Origin of the sequence: Pseudomonas sp. BLCC-B112, assembly GCF_028550695.1 — a bacterium.
GTDB lineage: Bacteria > Pseudomonadota > Gammaproteobacteria > Pseudomonadales > Pseudomonadaceae > Aquipseudomonas > Aquipseudomonas danubii.
The window spans coordinates 127,533-142,341 of sequence record NZ_JAQQGK010000009.1; the positions used below are offsets into that span (position 1 = coordinate 127,533).

Annotated in this window: 14 protein-coding genes, 1 tRNA gene and 2 pseudogenes; 9 read left to right on the forward strand and 8 right to left on the reverse strand. The window is 55.9% G+C overall.

Annotation, left to right across the window (positions count from 1 at the left end):
• Nucleotides 1-117: 117 nt before the first annotated feature.
• Nucleotides 118-807: a crotonase/enoyl-CoA hydratase family protein gene (locus PQT43_RS23180; RefSeq protein WP_102878956.1), complete on the reverse strand. Its 690-nt coding sequence runs from the start codon at nt 805-807 to the stop codon at nt 118-120.
• A gap of 319 nt (nt 808-1,126) precedes the next feature.
• Here PQT43_RS23180 and PQT43_RS23185 point away from each other — a divergent pair.
• Nucleotides 1,127-1,216: transfer RNA gene (locus PQT43_RS23185), tRNA-Ser, on the forward strand.
• Between the two features lie 357 nt (nt 1,217-1,573).
• Nucleotides 1,574-2,362, forward strand: coding sequence for a hypothetical protein (locus PQT43_RS23190; protein WP_170003353.1), 789 nt, complete (start codon nt 1,574-1,576; stop codon nt 2,360-2,362).
• Between the two features lie 122 nt (nt 2,363-2,484).
• Here the strand turns inward: PQT43_RS23190 and PQT43_RS23195 are convergent.
• Nucleotides 2,485-3,556 (reverse strand): annotated as a pseudogene (locus PQT43_RS23195) (tyrosine-type recombinase/integrase); the annotation flags it as partial.
• 71 nt (nt 3,557-3,627) lie between these two features.
• A complete protein-coding gene (locus PQT43_RS31525; protein ID WP_372820908.1) occupies nt 3,628-3,861 on the reverse strand; it encodes an HNH endonuclease in 234 nt (77 codons plus the stop codon).
• A 131-nt stretch (nt 3,862-3,992) separates the two neighbouring features.
• Here PQT43_RS31525 and PQT43_RS23200 point away from each other — a divergent pair, with 131 nt between their 5' ends.
• Together PQT43_RS23200 and PQT43_RS23205 are read left to right on the forward strand one after the other, a co-directional pair.
• A complete protein-coding gene (locus tag PQT43_RS23200; protein ID WP_272754786.1) occupies nt 3,993-4,358 on the forward strand; it encodes a hypothetical protein in 366 nt (121 codons plus the stop codon).
• A gap of 40 nt (nt 4,359-4,398) precedes the next feature.
• A pseudogene (locus tag PQT43_RS23205) lies at nt 4,399-4,509 on the forward strand (IS5/IS1182 family transposase); the annotation flags it as partial.
• 65 nt (nt 4,510-4,574) lie between these two features.
• On the opposite strand, the gene PQT43_RS23210 reads toward PQT43_RS23205, so the two are convergent.
• Nucleotides 4,575-5,012: a hypothetical protein gene (locus tag PQT43_RS23210; protein WP_170003351.1), complete on the reverse strand. Its 438-nt coding sequence runs from the start codon at nt 5,010-5,012 to the stop codon at nt 4,575-4,577.
• Between the two features lie 1,231 nt (nt 5,013-6,243).
• The gene (locus PQT43_RS23215) at nt 6,244-6,513 is read right to left on the reverse strand and encodes a hypothetical protein (RefSeq protein WP_102863872.1); all 270 of its coding nucleotides are present in this window, start codon (nt 6,511-6,513) and stop codon (nt 6,244-6,246) included.
• A gap of 1,183 nt (nt 6,514-7,696) precedes the next feature.
• Between PQT43_RS23215 and PQT43_RS23220 the strand changes: the two genes are divergently transcribed.
• From PQT43_RS23220 to PQT43_RS23235, 4 genes are all read left to right on the forward strand, one after another.
• Entirely contained in the window at nt 7,697-8,161 is a 465-nt protein-coding gene (locus tag PQT43_RS23220) for a hypothetical protein (protein ID WP_372852653.1), read from the forward strand.
• 397 nt (nt 8,162-8,558) lie between these two features.
• Nucleotides 8,559-8,924 carry a glycine zipper domain-containing protein gene (locus PQT43_RS23225; RefSeq protein WP_102863869.1) on the forward strand — a complete coding sequence of 122 codons (366 nt, stop codon included), beginning with the start codon at nt 8,559-8,561 and terminating at the stop codon, nt 8,922-8,924.
• A gap of 109 nt (nt 8,925-9,033) precedes the next feature.
• Nucleotides 9,034-9,195, forward strand: a complete 162-nt coding sequence (locus PQT43_RS23230; protein WP_272754715.1) for a hypothetical protein — start codon at nt 9,034-9,036, stop codon at nt 9,193-9,195.
• 159 nt (nt 9,196-9,354) lie between these two features.
• Complete coding sequence (locus PQT43_RS23235) at nt 9,355-10,050, forward strand: HAD-IA family hydrolase (protein ID WP_272754716.1); 696 nt, start codon at nt 9,355-9,357, stop codon at nt 10,048-10,050.
• A 134-nt stretch (nt 10,051-10,184) separates the two neighbouring features.
• Here PQT43_RS23235 and PQT43_RS23240 read toward each other — a convergent pair whose 3' ends face one another.
• Entirely contained in the window at nt 10,185-10,931 is a 747-nt protein-coding gene (locus tag PQT43_RS23240) for a 3-oxoacyl-ACP reductase family protein (RefSeq protein ID WP_110595223.1), read from the reverse strand.
• A 126-nt stretch (nt 10,932-11,057) separates the two neighbouring features.
• Between PQT43_RS23240 and PQT43_RS23245 the strand changes: the two genes are divergently transcribed.
• Nucleotides 11,058-11,981, forward strand: coding sequence for a LysR family transcriptional regulator (locus tag PQT43_RS23245; RefSeq protein ID WP_110595224.1), 924 nt, complete (start codon nt 11,058-11,060; stop codon nt 11,979-11,981).
• A gap of 36 nt (nt 11,982-12,017) precedes the next feature.
• On the opposite strand, the gene PQT43_RS23250 is transcribed toward PQT43_RS23245, so the two are convergent.
• Both PQT43_RS23250 and PQT43_RS23255 read right to left on the reverse strand, forming a co-directional pair.
• Nucleotides 12,018-12,746: an aspartate/glutamate racemase family protein gene (locus tag PQT43_RS23250; RefSeq protein WP_016964340.1), complete on the reverse strand. Its 729-nt coding sequence runs from the start codon at nt 12,744-12,746 to the stop codon at nt 12,018-12,020.
• Between the two features lie 55 nt (nt 12,747-12,801).
• A complete protein-coding gene (locus PQT43_RS23255; protein WP_267269657.1) occupies nt 12,802-14,349 on the reverse strand; it encodes an NCS1 family nucleobase:cation symporter-1 in 1,548 nt (515 codons plus the stop codon).
• Nucleotides 14,350-14,809: the final 460 nt, after the last annotated feature.

A 14,809-nucleotide genomic window follows, 5' to 3' on the forward strand; every position in this document is an offset into this window, starting at 1 on the left:
AGGGCATGTTTCCGGCTGCGATGGCCGGCAGCGGTCTAGAGCGGTGGGCGCTGGGTGTTCAGCCGAATGCAAAAAGCCCGACACGCAGGTCGGGCTGGATCGGGGACGGCAGGTGTTTTAGCCCAGGTGTTCCTGGTCCTGGATGATGGCGTTGTCCAAAGTCTCCAGCAGCGCCTTGCGCACTTTCAGCTTGGTGTTCTTGTGGGCCAGCATGTTGATTTTCTTCAGTTGACGCGCGGCAGCCAGGGCGGCGCCTTGCAGTTCCTCGGCGCTCACCACCTTGTCGAGGAAGCCGGCATCCACAGCACTCTGGGGATCGAACATCTCGCCATTGATCACCGAGCGATGAAAGGCCGAGCGCCGCAGACGGTCACGGGCCAGCTCGATCCCCGCGTGGTGCATGGTCATGCCGATCTGTACTTCATTGAGGCCGATGCTGAACGGCCCGTCGACGCCGATACGGTAGTCTGCCGACAGCAGCAGGAACGCGCCCTTGGCCACAGCATGGCCGGGGCAGGCGACGATCACCGGGAAGGGGTGGGACAGCAGGCGGCGAGCCAGGGTCGAACCCAGGGTCACCAGCGCCACGGCTTCTTTAGGGCCGGCAGTCATCACCTTGAGGTCGTAGCCACCGGAAAGAATCCCTGGCTGACCGGTAATGATCACCACTGCGCGATCGGCCGTTGCTTGATCCAGCGCGGCATTGAAAGCGGCAATCACGTCCGGGGAGATGGCATTGACCTTGCCATTGCTCAAGGTCAGGGTCGCGATACCGTCTTCGAGATGGTAGGAAATCAACTCACTCATGACGCAATTCCTTGTATTGAAGTGCAGCAGAAGTTACCCACCACGATAGATCTGGTAAAGCGCCGTGACTGACTGGTGAGTCAGGCTTGGGACCTGACATCGGCCTGTATGGCGCTGCGGGTAACGGGTGGTTTCTTCTATATAGCTGTAGGCAAGGCTGGAGAATGGCCGGTTTGCCTTGTCGTCGATGGAGGGCGAATCCCCTTCAAGCAGGGATCGGCCTTAAGCGCATGAAAATTCTGAAAAAAAAGTTTGCCATCTGAAAAGCTATCGACTACATTAGCGCGCCTCGACAGACTGAATCGGTTTGAAGAGATACGGTGAAGTGTCCGAGTGGCTTAAGGAGCACGCCTGGAAAGTGTGTATACAGGAAACTGTATCGAGAGTTCGAATCTCTCCTTCACCGCCACATTCTACAAACTCAAACCCCTGATTTTCCTAGTGAAAGTCGGGGGTTTGTGGTTTTTGGCGTCTGAAAAATGATCCCATGGGACCGTCATGGGACTGGTGCGCTGTTCTGGTGCAGAAACAGGCTTTAATGCAGTGAGTGGCCGTCGCCAGCGACGACAAGAAATTTGCGTTGATTTCCCCCGCATTTGGGGCATAAGAGCTTTACAGCTCTTGGGTGATAATGAAGGCTCACTGCTTTACTGGTTACGGTCTAAAGCGGATGTAAAGCCGTGGGGCTCCTAGCGTCCTGCGATGGCATCGACGTACAACCATTCAAAAGTGTATTTTCGGATAATCACACCTGGTTTCATTGCCCATGATCGAAAACGAGCCTTACGAACAAGCCTTAGATTACATGGAGCGCATCGTTAACGTTTTTTCAAACCGTGTTCCTGCTCCCAAACCTGTCCGATTTAGGCGTTCGTTTGTATATCGGCATGTAGAAAAAACGATACATCAGGCATTGGTGCAGAAGCTCGCGCGGATGGTGAGCAGTCTCCATGCTGCAAGGCTGCTTTTAGAAGCGGGGTTTGTTCAAGAGCAGGCTTCTCTACAACGTATTCTCGACGAAATTACCGAAGATATTTCGTTCTTGGCATTCTCTGTAATACTCGGAGAGTCGACTCCTTTACATGAGAAATACTTGGAGTTTTTCTTCCAAGAAGAATTTGATCCCGATGGTGAGTCCACGTCGTCTACGGATAGGGGGATGGTTCCTAGAAAAAAAATTCGTGCTTATTTGGATCGGTGTGTGAGTGGCACAAAAGGTTCAAGCCAGAACTTGGATACTGCTAGAACGCTCAGCAAGGCATATTCAGGTTACGTTCATGCAGCATCACCTCAAATCATGGATATGTATGGGGGAGTCACTTGCGGATTTTTTATGCGAGGTATGCACGAGACTACAAGACAAGCTGAGCATCGTGCTGATTTTTGGAATTATATGTTTCGAGGCATCATGTCTTGTTGTTTAACAGCGAAGGCGTTTGGTGATGACGAGTTGTTTGTGTCAATCCGCGAATTTGAGGTTAGCTTTCTACGAGCAACAAGCACCGACTACCAGTCTAATGATTGGCTACCGATTGCTGATGTCGACAACGGATAGATAAAACGCCGCTTATGTACAAAAGGCCCCCACACTTAAGCCAAGCGCGGGGGCCTTTTTATTGGCTCACGGGTATCAAACTCCTCTGGACTGGTATTACCGAGCAGAGGGTGTTTGGTTGGCTATAGCTTTAATGCTAACTGCAGTATCCCAACAACATCTGGCCCGTCTTCATTGATCCATGTCCCATAGTGCTGACGGATCATGTTCCCGTTGGTATGTCCCATCTGTTCGGCTATCCAGTCGATCGAGGCCACGCCGGTTGTCAGCAGCTGACTGGCGTAGGTGTGCCGGCACTGGCCGGGGCCGCGATAGCGAACCCCGGCCGCTAACAAATGTGCCTTGAAGAACCTGTCTCGTACGACAAAGTCATTGGCGTGGGGCAGGCCGCTTTTGGTGTTCAGGAATACAAAGTGCAGTTTGTGTTTCCTGACCGTCTTGTTGTCCCGTTCAACGACTTCGACTGTTTCCGCCTTCTTCTTTCTATTGAGTGCATCGATCTTGCGCAGTGCATCCCATGCGGGAGCGAGCAGGCGCACTTTGCGTGTCGAGCGCCGGGTTTTCGTCACTCGGTAGGCTCCGCGGACCTTTGATCTGCGGAAGGTCACGGTGCCTTGCTCCAGGTCTACGTCCTCCCAGGCCAGGGCGATGGTTTCGGATACTCGAGGACCAGCCCAAATCATGAACTGAACCATCAGCAGCACTTGCGTGCGACTGGTCGGGGTTTCGAGGATCTGTCGGATCTCCGCCCTGGTGAATGGGTCGGGGGCCTCGGGATCTGGCAGGTGAACCATCAGGCCCTCGGTGGGGTCGTGCGCAACTTTCATTCTGGTGCGGTACGGCCTGAACACCTGTCGCACGTTGCTGATGATGTCGCGGATGGTCTTGTTCTTGAGTGTCTTCGACAGGGTGCCCTGGATCCACTCCTGCAGGTCCAGGTGATCAATCGCATTGATCTGCACCTTCCCCCCGGCGTGGCCGTACATGAACCTCCGCCTTGTTTGCGTAGCCTCGATAGCTCGATGCTGCCACGCTGTTGGCTTTGATCTTCAGCCACAGATCTAGGTAGTGGCCGAAAGTGTTTTCGACCAGCTTGGACGAATTTGGGAAGTGCCTTGCGTAATCAAAGGTGCCGGTCTGGATCTCGTATTCGATGATGTCGATCAGGCGCTTTGCCTGGGCAATAGTTGCTGGTTTGCAGAAATTTTTGCTTCGAGAAGCCGGCCGTCATCGATGATGTAGCTGCTTTCGGTTTGAATAACAGGCTAGCTTGATCTCCTACTACGGTTGCGCCCTTGTGACTGTTTAATAAGTCTGGCCAATGCACTTGGGGTTCTTCTGGATAGCTCACCCTCGAGTTTAGAGAAGTAGGTATTACAGACCTTACAGACACAGTCCTTTATCATGAATCGTTTGTCGTCGCCGCCTAAACCAGCTGGAAACATGTGCTCCCCATTGAACTCATTAACTTGACCGCAATACACACATTCAGCGTTCATTGCATGCTTCCTTGCTTTGTTAAATTCAGTCTAAGCGATAAACATTAGGGGTGTGTATAAGTGCATCCATCAATCACCTCAAACCCTCTCAGTACGAATTCCAATATAGCCGTTTCCGACTAGGTGCAGCCATGACGCTGGAAAATCGCAGGCGGCGAAAAAATCTGGATAGAAAATCACTTATCCCCCTCCCGCCGACGGGTTCTGCATCCCTTTTTTGTGCAAAGCCAGGTGGTGGTGCAAACCATGCCCCCGCCCAGGCCCGCTGCGGGGTTTGTCGGGCGTTTAGTGATTACAAGGTGTGCCAAGGTTTTGTGAAGAGGTGCAGCGGCATTGCACAGGGGTATGCGGCTGGCGAATTGGGCTGGGTGGGGATGCGCCCAGTTTACAAGGGCGTGAGCTACGAAAAGCTGCGGAAGGTTGGGTTTTCGTTTCTGATGTCGTTCGCACCAGGTGCGCACAATTCACTGGTCAGCTTGTTATCAAAACAGCTTTGAGGCCCAGCCGGCGTGGCTATCTCATGTTCTGCAGCATCGCCATGGCTGGCTAAAAGAGAACCGCAGAATAGGTACCCACTATGAGACGCTGGCCAGAAACTTTGCAGCTATAGCCACATTGCTCTGCAAGCTGCGTTGTATGCGGCAGTAACTTTCGAAAAAATCAAGGTAACAACATTAAAATAATCGCTTTGACTAACTCTTAAACTTAAAAAATCACTTATCTGTAAGCCCAAATGTCTCGCCCATATCAAAAGTACCGGTCACATCGGAAAAGCCATCCGCGTTAATTAATGTTCGATACTTCAAAGGAAATATATCGGAAGCTTTTTCTATTTCAAGAAGTGGCTGCTCGACTAAAAACATCTTAATTTGTTCAGTGGAGAGGTCCGGCATGTTTTTATTTATGAAAAATATATTATTGTCGCCAAACAAGCCCATTGAAAATACGCGTTCCACCCCAACAGTATAACCTTCTACATTTTTGCCATTAGGCAGCGTAAATTTTGTATATATCGACAAATCTGACTCTGCATCTGGCAAATCTTTCGGAGAAATAACTGGATAGTAAAGATCGCTTTCATCATCATACTTCCACATGGAGTGCTCTTGATAATCCGCCTTGCCAGGGGACTCTTTTGCATTACTACTCATGCCTTCTTCCTTTTATCAGTCCAGCATCTAATAAAAATCGTTTAGCCCATCCTTGCTCTGAGCTCTTAGCTAATACAATATTTTTTCCTTACCTCCAATAGGGTCGAAACGACCCAAAAATATCTTGCTAACAACTGGCTCCTTAAGGCTCACTAAATTAATTTGTAAATTTTAACCCCTGCAGGATTAAAGGCAACCAAACGTCTATTGTCTATTTAAAACGGCAACCTATTGTACATTGCAACCTTTATAGAAGACGTGAAAAATCACCTGGGCTGATGATTCAGGACTGTTTTTCAGATGCGGGCTGGGAAAAAGGTAATTTTGGTAATCGATGGGTCAAAACGGGCTGGAGCCCTTATATAACGTGGCTTTCAGGCATTACCTTGGAGGGTGATTTTAGGTAATAAGAAAGGTAATATTTTGTTAAAGCCCTTATTTTTCTGGGGTTTGGGGCTGTTAGGTATTACTCAGACTGAAGGTGATTTTCTAACCAATTACTGACCTTTTTATTACCTCTTGAAGGGGTCAATAAGTAACTGATTTTATTGTGTTTTCTTGGTTCTCTGACAACGCATTACCAAAATTACCTTTTTCCCAGGGCTCAACATAAATCGGGGGGAATGGCATTTTTGGCCTCTCGCAGCATCCTGGCTTACAAACCCATGGGACTGCCATGGGACTGGCGAGCCTCGATTTTCACGAAAGCAATCGGCCAGCAGCCCTTGTAAACCGGGAACTTGCATAATGGAAGTGACTTTGCGGGTAGTTTCGAATCTCTCCTTCACCGCCACATTCTACAAATACAAACCCCTGATTTTCCTAGAGAGAGTCGGGGGTTTGTGGTTTTTGGCGTCTGAAAAATCTCCCTCTGGGACCCGCATGGGGCCGGTGGGTGTTTTTCAGTGGCGTTGGGTGGATAACAACTGGTTAAGCGTTGCCCCCTTTGCGCAGTGAATGGGCTGTATGTATCTCGGCGAAATGGCCGAGGTCGAATTCGCCGAGCGATGTCCGCGGCAGCATACACATGGAAAGGTATTTTGTTGCTCAAGTCCCATTTCGAAGACGCAACAAGGGTTGCCTCTAAACCAGAAGCAATTGTCTGCCGGCGAGGGCTATTGCTGGGTAAAAAGTATGAGGGCGTCTGTATCTTCGAAGTCGTGTGTGGCTGCGCTGACAGGCTCTGGTGCGTGCTGACCGCGTAAGTCGCGCACCAGGCCTGTCAGAATAGTTACCACTGACCGCTTATGAGACAGCCGACGATTTCCCAGCCGCTGTATTCCCACCAGGAATATCGATCATCGGAGCAACTACTGGCCAGGCTGGCCATCTGGATTTCGCCAGTTGTCTGATGGGGTCCGAAAGGAGTGTCAACAGAGGCTGTCATCTGATTGACGGTCTGGGGAGCCTTGATGGGGGCCTGATGCACAGAGGCGTTCGCGACAGTTGCTGTGAAAGCGAGCGTCGCGGAAACGGCCAGAACAGTTATGGAATTTTTCATGTTCGAATCCTTTCAGTTAGCTGATATGCGGCTTATGCATAGCCTGACCTGCCTTTATCAGTAATCCGAACAGATCGGGCACGCGCGTAATGTGACGCCATGAAAGCCTACCACCGCGCGACCTCCCGCTCAGTCGCTCAACAGCACTATTGACAAGCTGATAATGGTCTGGGTTTTTTCATGGAAAGAGCTGCCAGGGGTTCGAATTTGATGAGCCTGGTGTTGATGCTCTCCCTGAAAATGTCTCCATCCCTAGACATGTACAGCACCACTTCATAAGGCAATTGGATGCCAAGCCCCCGCTAATTTCTGAATGGACGTGCTGCCATATCAAGCGGTCGTCGGGTTCATGGGCCCGGAAATGTGCTCTGGATCATTTTTTCCTCTGATGCCTTGCCACTCGTCGGCACTTGTCTGGTTTGGACGGCAGGTCGACAAATGACTGGCTAGTCTGAAGCGCCGTGACGGTCAGTATTTTTCAGGCAATCAGGAGCTTGCCGGTACTGATCGGTTGTTGGAGGGAGCTGGAATATGAGGAGTCTTGCCTATATCGAAGACAACGGGGATGAGTTCCCAATCAACAACTTGGTGCGTTGCGGTCAGGCCGCATTTGAAGTCGAAGAACAATCCCGAGTCAGTAGCAGAAAGAAAACTGCGCCGCTGCCGGTAGCCAGTAGCACGATGTTCTTTCCCAAGGCAATGCCAAAGAGAAAGTAATCTTAAGTTTTGAGTGCCCCGTTAGATGCGGGGCTTTTTATTGTCCGCAAAATGTTAAATCTGGATGTCTATCAGGATTGATAGTTGTAATTGGAAGAAATGAGTAGTTTGAGAAAAGGCCTGATGTTGCCAATAGTCCTGCTGGCAATAGAGATCCCTGTTTGCGCCGAGCGATGCATCTGTAATGGGGCTTTATCGTGCTGCCAAACGTGAAGGCTGGTCACGAAGTAGGCGGGTTCATTTTCGGTGGTTGGTTGGGGGCATAACGTTCTTGCCGTTGTTTGCGTATTATTTTTTTTCCGATTTTTTGGTAGTCGTATTAATAGTTTATCGCCAGTGAGAGGGGGTAATTGAAGAGGCATCCTTTGTGCTTTTAGGAATTTTCTTATCTCAATTGGCTATAACTGGCGATATGTTCCTTATCCCGATTCAAACGGGGCTGCGCATCCAGCGATGATGCCTTTATATGAAAAGCGATAAGGAAATAAACGTGAAAGCTATTTTCAAACTCCTCGCACTGTCCACTCTCGTAGCCGCAGCCACTGGTTGCACCAGCTACAACATCAGCCAGCCATCGTCGCCCATCGATAGCCAGGTCAAGGCTGACCTGAAGGCAGATGTAGCAGTGGGCGAGGCAATCTCGGGCCAGTCGTCGGTGAATATCCTCTTTGGTTTCCTGCAGTTTGGTGGCGATAACCAGTTTGCTGATGGCGTGACCTACGGTGGCGATACTGGCGGCGGTCTGGGTGGTCTGGGCCTGGATCCAGTGAGTGCGGTCAAGTCGGCTGCTGCCTTCAAGGCAGTCAAGTCTTCCGGTGCCGACCTGATCGTGGCTCCACGCTATGAAGTCAGCGAAGAAAACTACTTCGTCTTCAAGAAAGTCTCGGTCACTGTCAAAGGCAACAAGGGCAGCATTCGCAGCATTCGCTGAGATCACTGTTGCCAGTGAGCGATCAGGCCGTTATCGAAGCAGTGGCGGGGTAGCCAACCAAGGGGCTGGCCTGTATTGATCGGCTTCGAGCATCTTCAGAAGGTGAACTGAAGATGTTGGCAGGATGGGAAATTGTGTGATCCGCGTCTGTTGCTCCCAGTCGCGGGTACTTTTCACAGAATCTTCACATCTGCCTGCGTACGCTCAAACCATCCGTTAAAAGCAGTACCCCTAGCCCGTTCCCCAGCGGGCTTTTTTTTGCGCGACGATAAAACTCTTTTAGAATCCGCGGTCCAACCCACCGGAGAGCAACCGGGTGTTGCCGTTACGCTCCGCAGCGGGTGGCGCGCGCTGGGCTTTTGTGTCAGTTCGACAGTCTTTTTTTGAGGTTCAAGTCATGCGTTCAACTTTACCTGCCCTGGTTGTAGGACTTCTGCTGGCTCAAGGTGCGATGGCAGGCGATGGCACTGCCGCCATTGGTGGTGGGCTCGGCGGTGCGCTGGGCAACGTGGTCGGGCAACAGCTCGGCGGCAGCACCGGGGCGGCTATTGGTGCGGGTGTGGCCGGGGCGGCCGGTAGTGCGGCGGGTGCGCGCAAGGGCAGCCGGACCAAGGCTGCGATTGGCGGTGGCCTGGGCTCGGCTGGTGGCTCGCTGATCGGCAATCGCCTGGGCGGCAGCACTGGGTCCACGGTAGGTGCCGGCATTGGTGGTGCGGCGGGTGGTGCCCTGGGGAGCAGCATGGGGCACAAGAAGCGTCATTGATTTAGGCTCTCGTTCAAAATAGCCCGGCCCCGCGCCGGGTTTTTTGTGCGCGTTGCCCAGGGCTTCGCCATACTTGATGTAGCCCGTCCCGCTGTTTAAGGAGAGGATCATGCCCCGTGAAATGCCCGCTAATGTCGAGCCAGGCCCAGCGTCACCGTTGGTGATCAACGACCCGGGGAATGAAGATCCCGGCTCCTTGATGGATGATGCGCTGGTGCCACTGCAGGAAGGGCCTGAAGAAGGAGAGGGCGAGCTCGATTCTGGCGACTGAAACTATCCCGCCTCTCGCACTCTGTGCCTTGCCCCTCGGTTGCTCCTGACCCAGCCCCGCCGCTATGCTGCTGAATCCTTTAATTGACGCGTTGCCGAACATAACGGGCCGTACCTGAGCCGCTCCCTGGAATGTACTTTTGCTAACGGATCAGATGCGATGAATGCACAGTTGAATGATTTGGGACCGATCAAGGCGGTCATTTTCGATATGGACGGTCTGCTCCTGGATACCGAAGGTATCTACACCGAGATCACGCAGTTGATCGCCGAGCGTTATGGCCGTACCTACGATTGGACCATCAAGCAAAACATCATCGGACGTGGTGCCGCCGATCTGGCGCGTTACGTGGTCGAGGCCCTGGACCTGCCCATCAGCGCCGAAGAGTTCCTGGTCATGCGCGAGCCCTTGATGCGTGAGCGCTTTCCTCGAGCCGAGGCCATGCCGGGGGCTCAGCAACTGGTACGCCATTTGAAGCAGCACCGGGTGCCAATCGCAGTGGGCACCAGCTCATCGCAGATGTCCTTCGGCGAGAAAATCACCCGCCATGGCGATTGGTTTGCGCTGTTCGACACCATCGTCACCGCCGATGACCCGGAAGTGACGGCGGCCAAGCCGGCGCCGGATATCTTCCTCACCGCGGCCCGGCGCCTGGGGGTAGCCCCAGGGGAGTGCCTGGTGTTCGAGGACTCGCCCTTCGGCGTGACGGCTGCCAAGGCCGCAGGGATGCGGGTGCTTGCGGTGCCCGATCCGGCCATGGCGGATAGCAAGTTCGCCCACGCTGACGGGATTCTGCGCTCGCTCAAGGGGTTTCAGCCCGCCGCCTGTGGTTTGCCGCATCTGGTGTGGGCCTGAGGTCGCAAGGAAACGGGTAGGGAGAAAGGAGGGCGTTGCCAGCCGGTTCGCCCCCTGCGGCAGCCGTTGGCCGATGCCGCGCAAGCAACCGGGCCACCCGCTACAGGTGGCCCGGTTTTTTTTGCGTTGACGGATCAGGCGCTGAAACCGCCGTCGATGCTCAAGCTGGCGCCAGTGATGTAGGCCGCTTCGGGCCCGGCGAGATAGGCCACGAAGCCAGCGATTTCTTCGGCGCGGCCATAGCGACGCACGGCCATGAGATCCAGCAGGCTTTCGGCAAAGGCGCCGTCGGCCGGGTTCATGTCGGTGTCCACTGGGCCGGGCTGTACGTTGTTGATGGTGATGCCCCGTGGTCCCAAGTCCCGCGCCAGGCCTTTGGTCAGGCCTACCAGCGCGGCCTTGCTCATGGCGTAGGGACCGCCACCGGCGAAGGGCATGCGCTCGGCATTGGTGCTGCCGATATTGATGATGCGTCCGCCTTCGCCCATGTGCCGCGCAGCCTCCTGGGTGGCGATGAACACACTGCGTACGTTGATGGCCAGGGTCTGGTCAAAGTCTTCCAGCTTGAATTCGTCCAGCGGGGCCATTGCCAGGACCCCGGCATTGTTGACCAGGATGTCGAGGCGGCCGAAGGCCTGGGCGGTACGTTGCACGGCCTCCCGAATGGCGTCGGCGTCGGCGCTGTCGGCCTGAATGGCCAGGGCCTTGCCGCCCTTGGCGATGATGCTGTCCTGCAGGGCCTTGGCCTTGCTCGCGGAGCTGACATAGGTGAAGGCGACGCTGGCGCCTTCGGCGGCCAGGCGCTCGACGATGGCGGCGCCGATACCGCGGGAACCGCCTTGGATCAAGGCCACTTTGCCGCTGAGGTTGTGCTTGCTCATGTGTTTCTCCAGAGATTCAAGGTCGGGTTGCCTTGTGCTTGGCGTCGAGTATCGACTGCTGATTGGCCGCTGTGTAGAGGGTAATTCCTATACTCTGTGTAAACCAAAAGTATGGAATGGTCAGTGATGGAAGCTTTCGGCAGTATCGAATGTTTTGTCCGCAGCGCTGAAGTCGGCAGCTTTGCCGAGGCGGCGCGACGCCTGGGATTGACCCCCGCCGCGGTGGGAAAAAGCGTAGCCAAGCTGGAGGCGCGGGTGGGTGTGCGTCTATTCCAGCGCAGTACCCGGCGTTTGACCCTGACCGAGGCCGGACGCTTGTTCCTGGCAGAAGTCAGCGACAGCCTGCAGACCATCCAGAATGCCGTGAGCAGCCTGTCCACCGTCCAGGGGCGCCCGGCAGGCACGCTCAAGGTCAGCATGGGAACGGTATTTGGCTGTTTTTACATCGTGCCGATGCTCGCAAGCTTCCTGCAGCGTTACCCGGACATCCAGCCGGACTGGCATTTCGACAATCGCCAGGTGGACCTGATCGGCCAGGGCTTCGATGCCGCCATCGGTGGCGGTTTCGAACTGCCGCAAGGGGTGGTCGCCCGGCGCCTGGCACCGGCCCATCGGGTGCTGGTGGCCAGCCCGGCCTATCTCGCGGGGCGAGCGCCGATCCGTGATCCGGAAGACCTGCAGCATTGCCGGGGGATCCTGATCCGTTCTCCGCAGACCGGCCGCATCCGTCCCTGGCAACTGACTGGCCGCGCAGGCGGTGTGCGCCCGCTGGAGCTCAAGGCCAGCATGACCATGAGCGATTCCGAAGCCGCCTGCGTGGCGGCCGCCCAGGACCTGGGGTTGGCCCTGGTGAGCATGCCGTTTGCCGTCAACTACCTGCGTTCCGGCGCGCTGCAGCGGGTCTTGCCGGATTGGTACGTCGATGATGGCTACACCTCGATCTACTACGCCGAGCACAAGATGCTCCCGGGCAAGACCCGGGCGTTCGTCGACTTCGTCATCGAGCAGTTCGCCGAACAGGGCCTGGCGCAAACCTTCAGCGCCCTGTAGGCGCCGGCTTGCCGGCGAACCCGGCAGTTGCCTGACTCAGCGCCCTGAACGCAGCGGCCAGCCAAGCACCTTTTTTGGCCGTGGCGTCGCGTAGGTGCGCACCTTCGAGGTGGACAGCCCCAGGCGTACCAGCGATTCGGCAATGGTCACCGCCGCCGTGACCCCATCCACCACCGGCACCCCGGTGCGCTGGCGGATCTGTTCATCCAGCCCGGCCATGCCGCCACAGCCCAGGCAGATGACCTCGGCCTTGTCCTGGGTTACCGCCAGTTCGGCCTGGCGCACGATGGATTCCACCGCCCTCAGCGGGTCTTCCTCCAGTTCCAGCACCGCCAGGCCGCTGGCTCGTACCGAGGCGCAGCGCTCATAGAGGCCGGACAGCTTGAGCCGGTCCTCGATCAGCGGCACGGTGCGATCCAGGGTGGTCACCACCGAGTAGGCGTGGCCGAGGAACATCGCCGTGCTGGCGGCGGCGTCGGTGATGTCCACCACCGGCACATTCAGCAGCTCCTGCAGCCCCTCGCGGCCGTGCTCGCCGTAACCGGCCTGGATCACCGCGTCATAGGGCTGGTCGTAGGCCAGTACTCGATCCATGACGGCGATGGCCGCCAGGTAGCTTTCGAAGTTGCCTTCCACCGATTCGGCGCCGAAATAGGGAGTCAGGCCGACGATTTCCGTACCCGGCGCTGCCACGCTTTGTGCCTGGCGGGCGATGGCCTGGGTGATGCTGTCGGTGGTGTTGACGTTGACCACGAGAATGCGCATGGGGGTTCCTTGCAGGTTGGGCAGTTCAGGGCCCGGCGCACCGGGCCGTTCAGGTTCAATGGCTGACGTTGTCCACGGCGATGGATTCGCCGCTGACGTCCGCGTAACAGGGCTGGCGCTTGGCGATGATCAGGTACAGCAGGCCGGCGATGCCGGCGCCGATCAGCCAGGAAAAGGGCGAGACGCTGGCAAAGCCCGGCACCAGGGCCAGCACGATGGCAATCAGCGCCGCGGGCACGAAGGCCGCCACCGCTCGCAGATTGACTCCGCGGCTGTAGAAGTACGCGCCTTGCGGGTCTTCGCTGTACAGCTGTGGCACGTGGATCTGGGCTTTGCGCAGGATCCAGTAGTCCACCATGATCACCCCGTACAACGGGCCTAGCAGGGCACCGAGGCCGGAGAGGAAGTACACGATCACCAGCGGGCTGTTGTACAGGTTCCACGGCAGGATCAGCACCGCCAGCGCCGCACTGATCAGCCCGGCGCGGCGGAAGGTCAGGTACTTGGGGGCTAGGTTGCTGAGGACGAAGGCCGGTGCGACGAAGTTGGCCATGATGTTCACCGCCACGGTGACGATCAGGAAGGCCAGGCAACCCAGGACCAGGAACAGGGTGTTGGGGATCGAGGCGATGATCTGGGTCGGACTTTCGATGACCTGGCCGTTGATCTGGAACTGCGCTCCGCACAGCAGCACGGTGATGGTGGCGAACACCAGGATGTTCACCGGCAGGCCCCAGAAGTTGCCGACCTTGATGGTCTTGCGGCACGGCGAGGAGCGGGCGAAGTCGCAGAAATTGAGGATCAGCGTGCCGTAGATCGCCAGCCACAAGGCGCCGCCGGCGAAGATCTGCCGCCACATTTCTCCGCCGGTCAAAGGTTCGCGGATCGACCAGGCAATCTGCCCGTCGGCCTGGGTGTACATCCACCCGGCGAGGCAGGCCACGGTCAGCAGAATGATCGGCCCGGCGAAGGCTTCGTAGCGGCGGATCATCTCCATGCCGTAGGCGAGGATCACCAACTGCACCAGCCAGATCAGCACGAAACAGGCCCAGCCCAGGGTCGAGAGGCCGAGGATCGAGTTGTGGTCGTAGTCGGCGAACCCCGGATGAATGGCCGTGAGCAACACGCGAAATACCACCGAGGCCAGGTAGGTCTGGATGCCGAACCAGGCGATGGCGATCACCGCGCGGATCAGTGCCGGTATCTGTGCGCCATGGATGCCGAAGCTGATGCGGCTGATCACCGGGAACGGCACCCCGGTCTTCTGTCCCATGTAGCCGGACAGGTTCATGAAGAAGTACACCAGCGCCGCGCCTATTCCCAGCGACAGGAGGATCTGCCAGCCACCCAGGCCCAGGGCGTAGAGGCCGATGGCAAAGGAGTAGTTGGCGATGTTGTGCACATCGTTGGTCCACAGGGCAAAGATGCTGTAGCCACCCCAGCGCCGGCCTTCGACCTTGGTTGGCGCCAGGTCGCGGTTGTGCAGGCGCGGGCTGAGGATGACCCTGTCCGGGTCGGTTGTGGCGATGGGCTGTTGCAGGTGGTGCGAGTGCGGCGAGGAGGGCAGATCCAGTGCGATGTTGTTGGAAGGGCTGGTGTGCATTCCGGCGGCTCCTGATTCCGGCCCCGGATGACTGTGCTTGAGCGCAAGGCTCGACAATCTTCGTCGCAGGGGCGGAATCACTGGGTTCTGGGCATCTGCAGCTTGAGTCGTGGATCAGGCGTGCGGACGGTTAGTGTATGTATGTTTTGCTGTTTTTGTATACAAAACATAGGTCGACTAAAGCCACTTCTGTGCCAGTTTTGAAACTATGAAATCGGCTGCTGATTTCGTTTTGTTATGGTCTGCTCCTAACTGTATGAAACAGATGGATTAAAAATTGACCGTTTGAACAGGTATTTATTTTTCGGCGGATGCGATTGGCTGTCGTATGAATGCTGACGGCAGAAAGGCCTGTCACTTTTTGGGGCGGAGGGTGCTGAAAGTGCACACATAAATGGCACCCTTGGTGACATTTATGTGTACAGGTTTTGCGGGTGCGTCGGTTGGCGTTCCGTTTGCC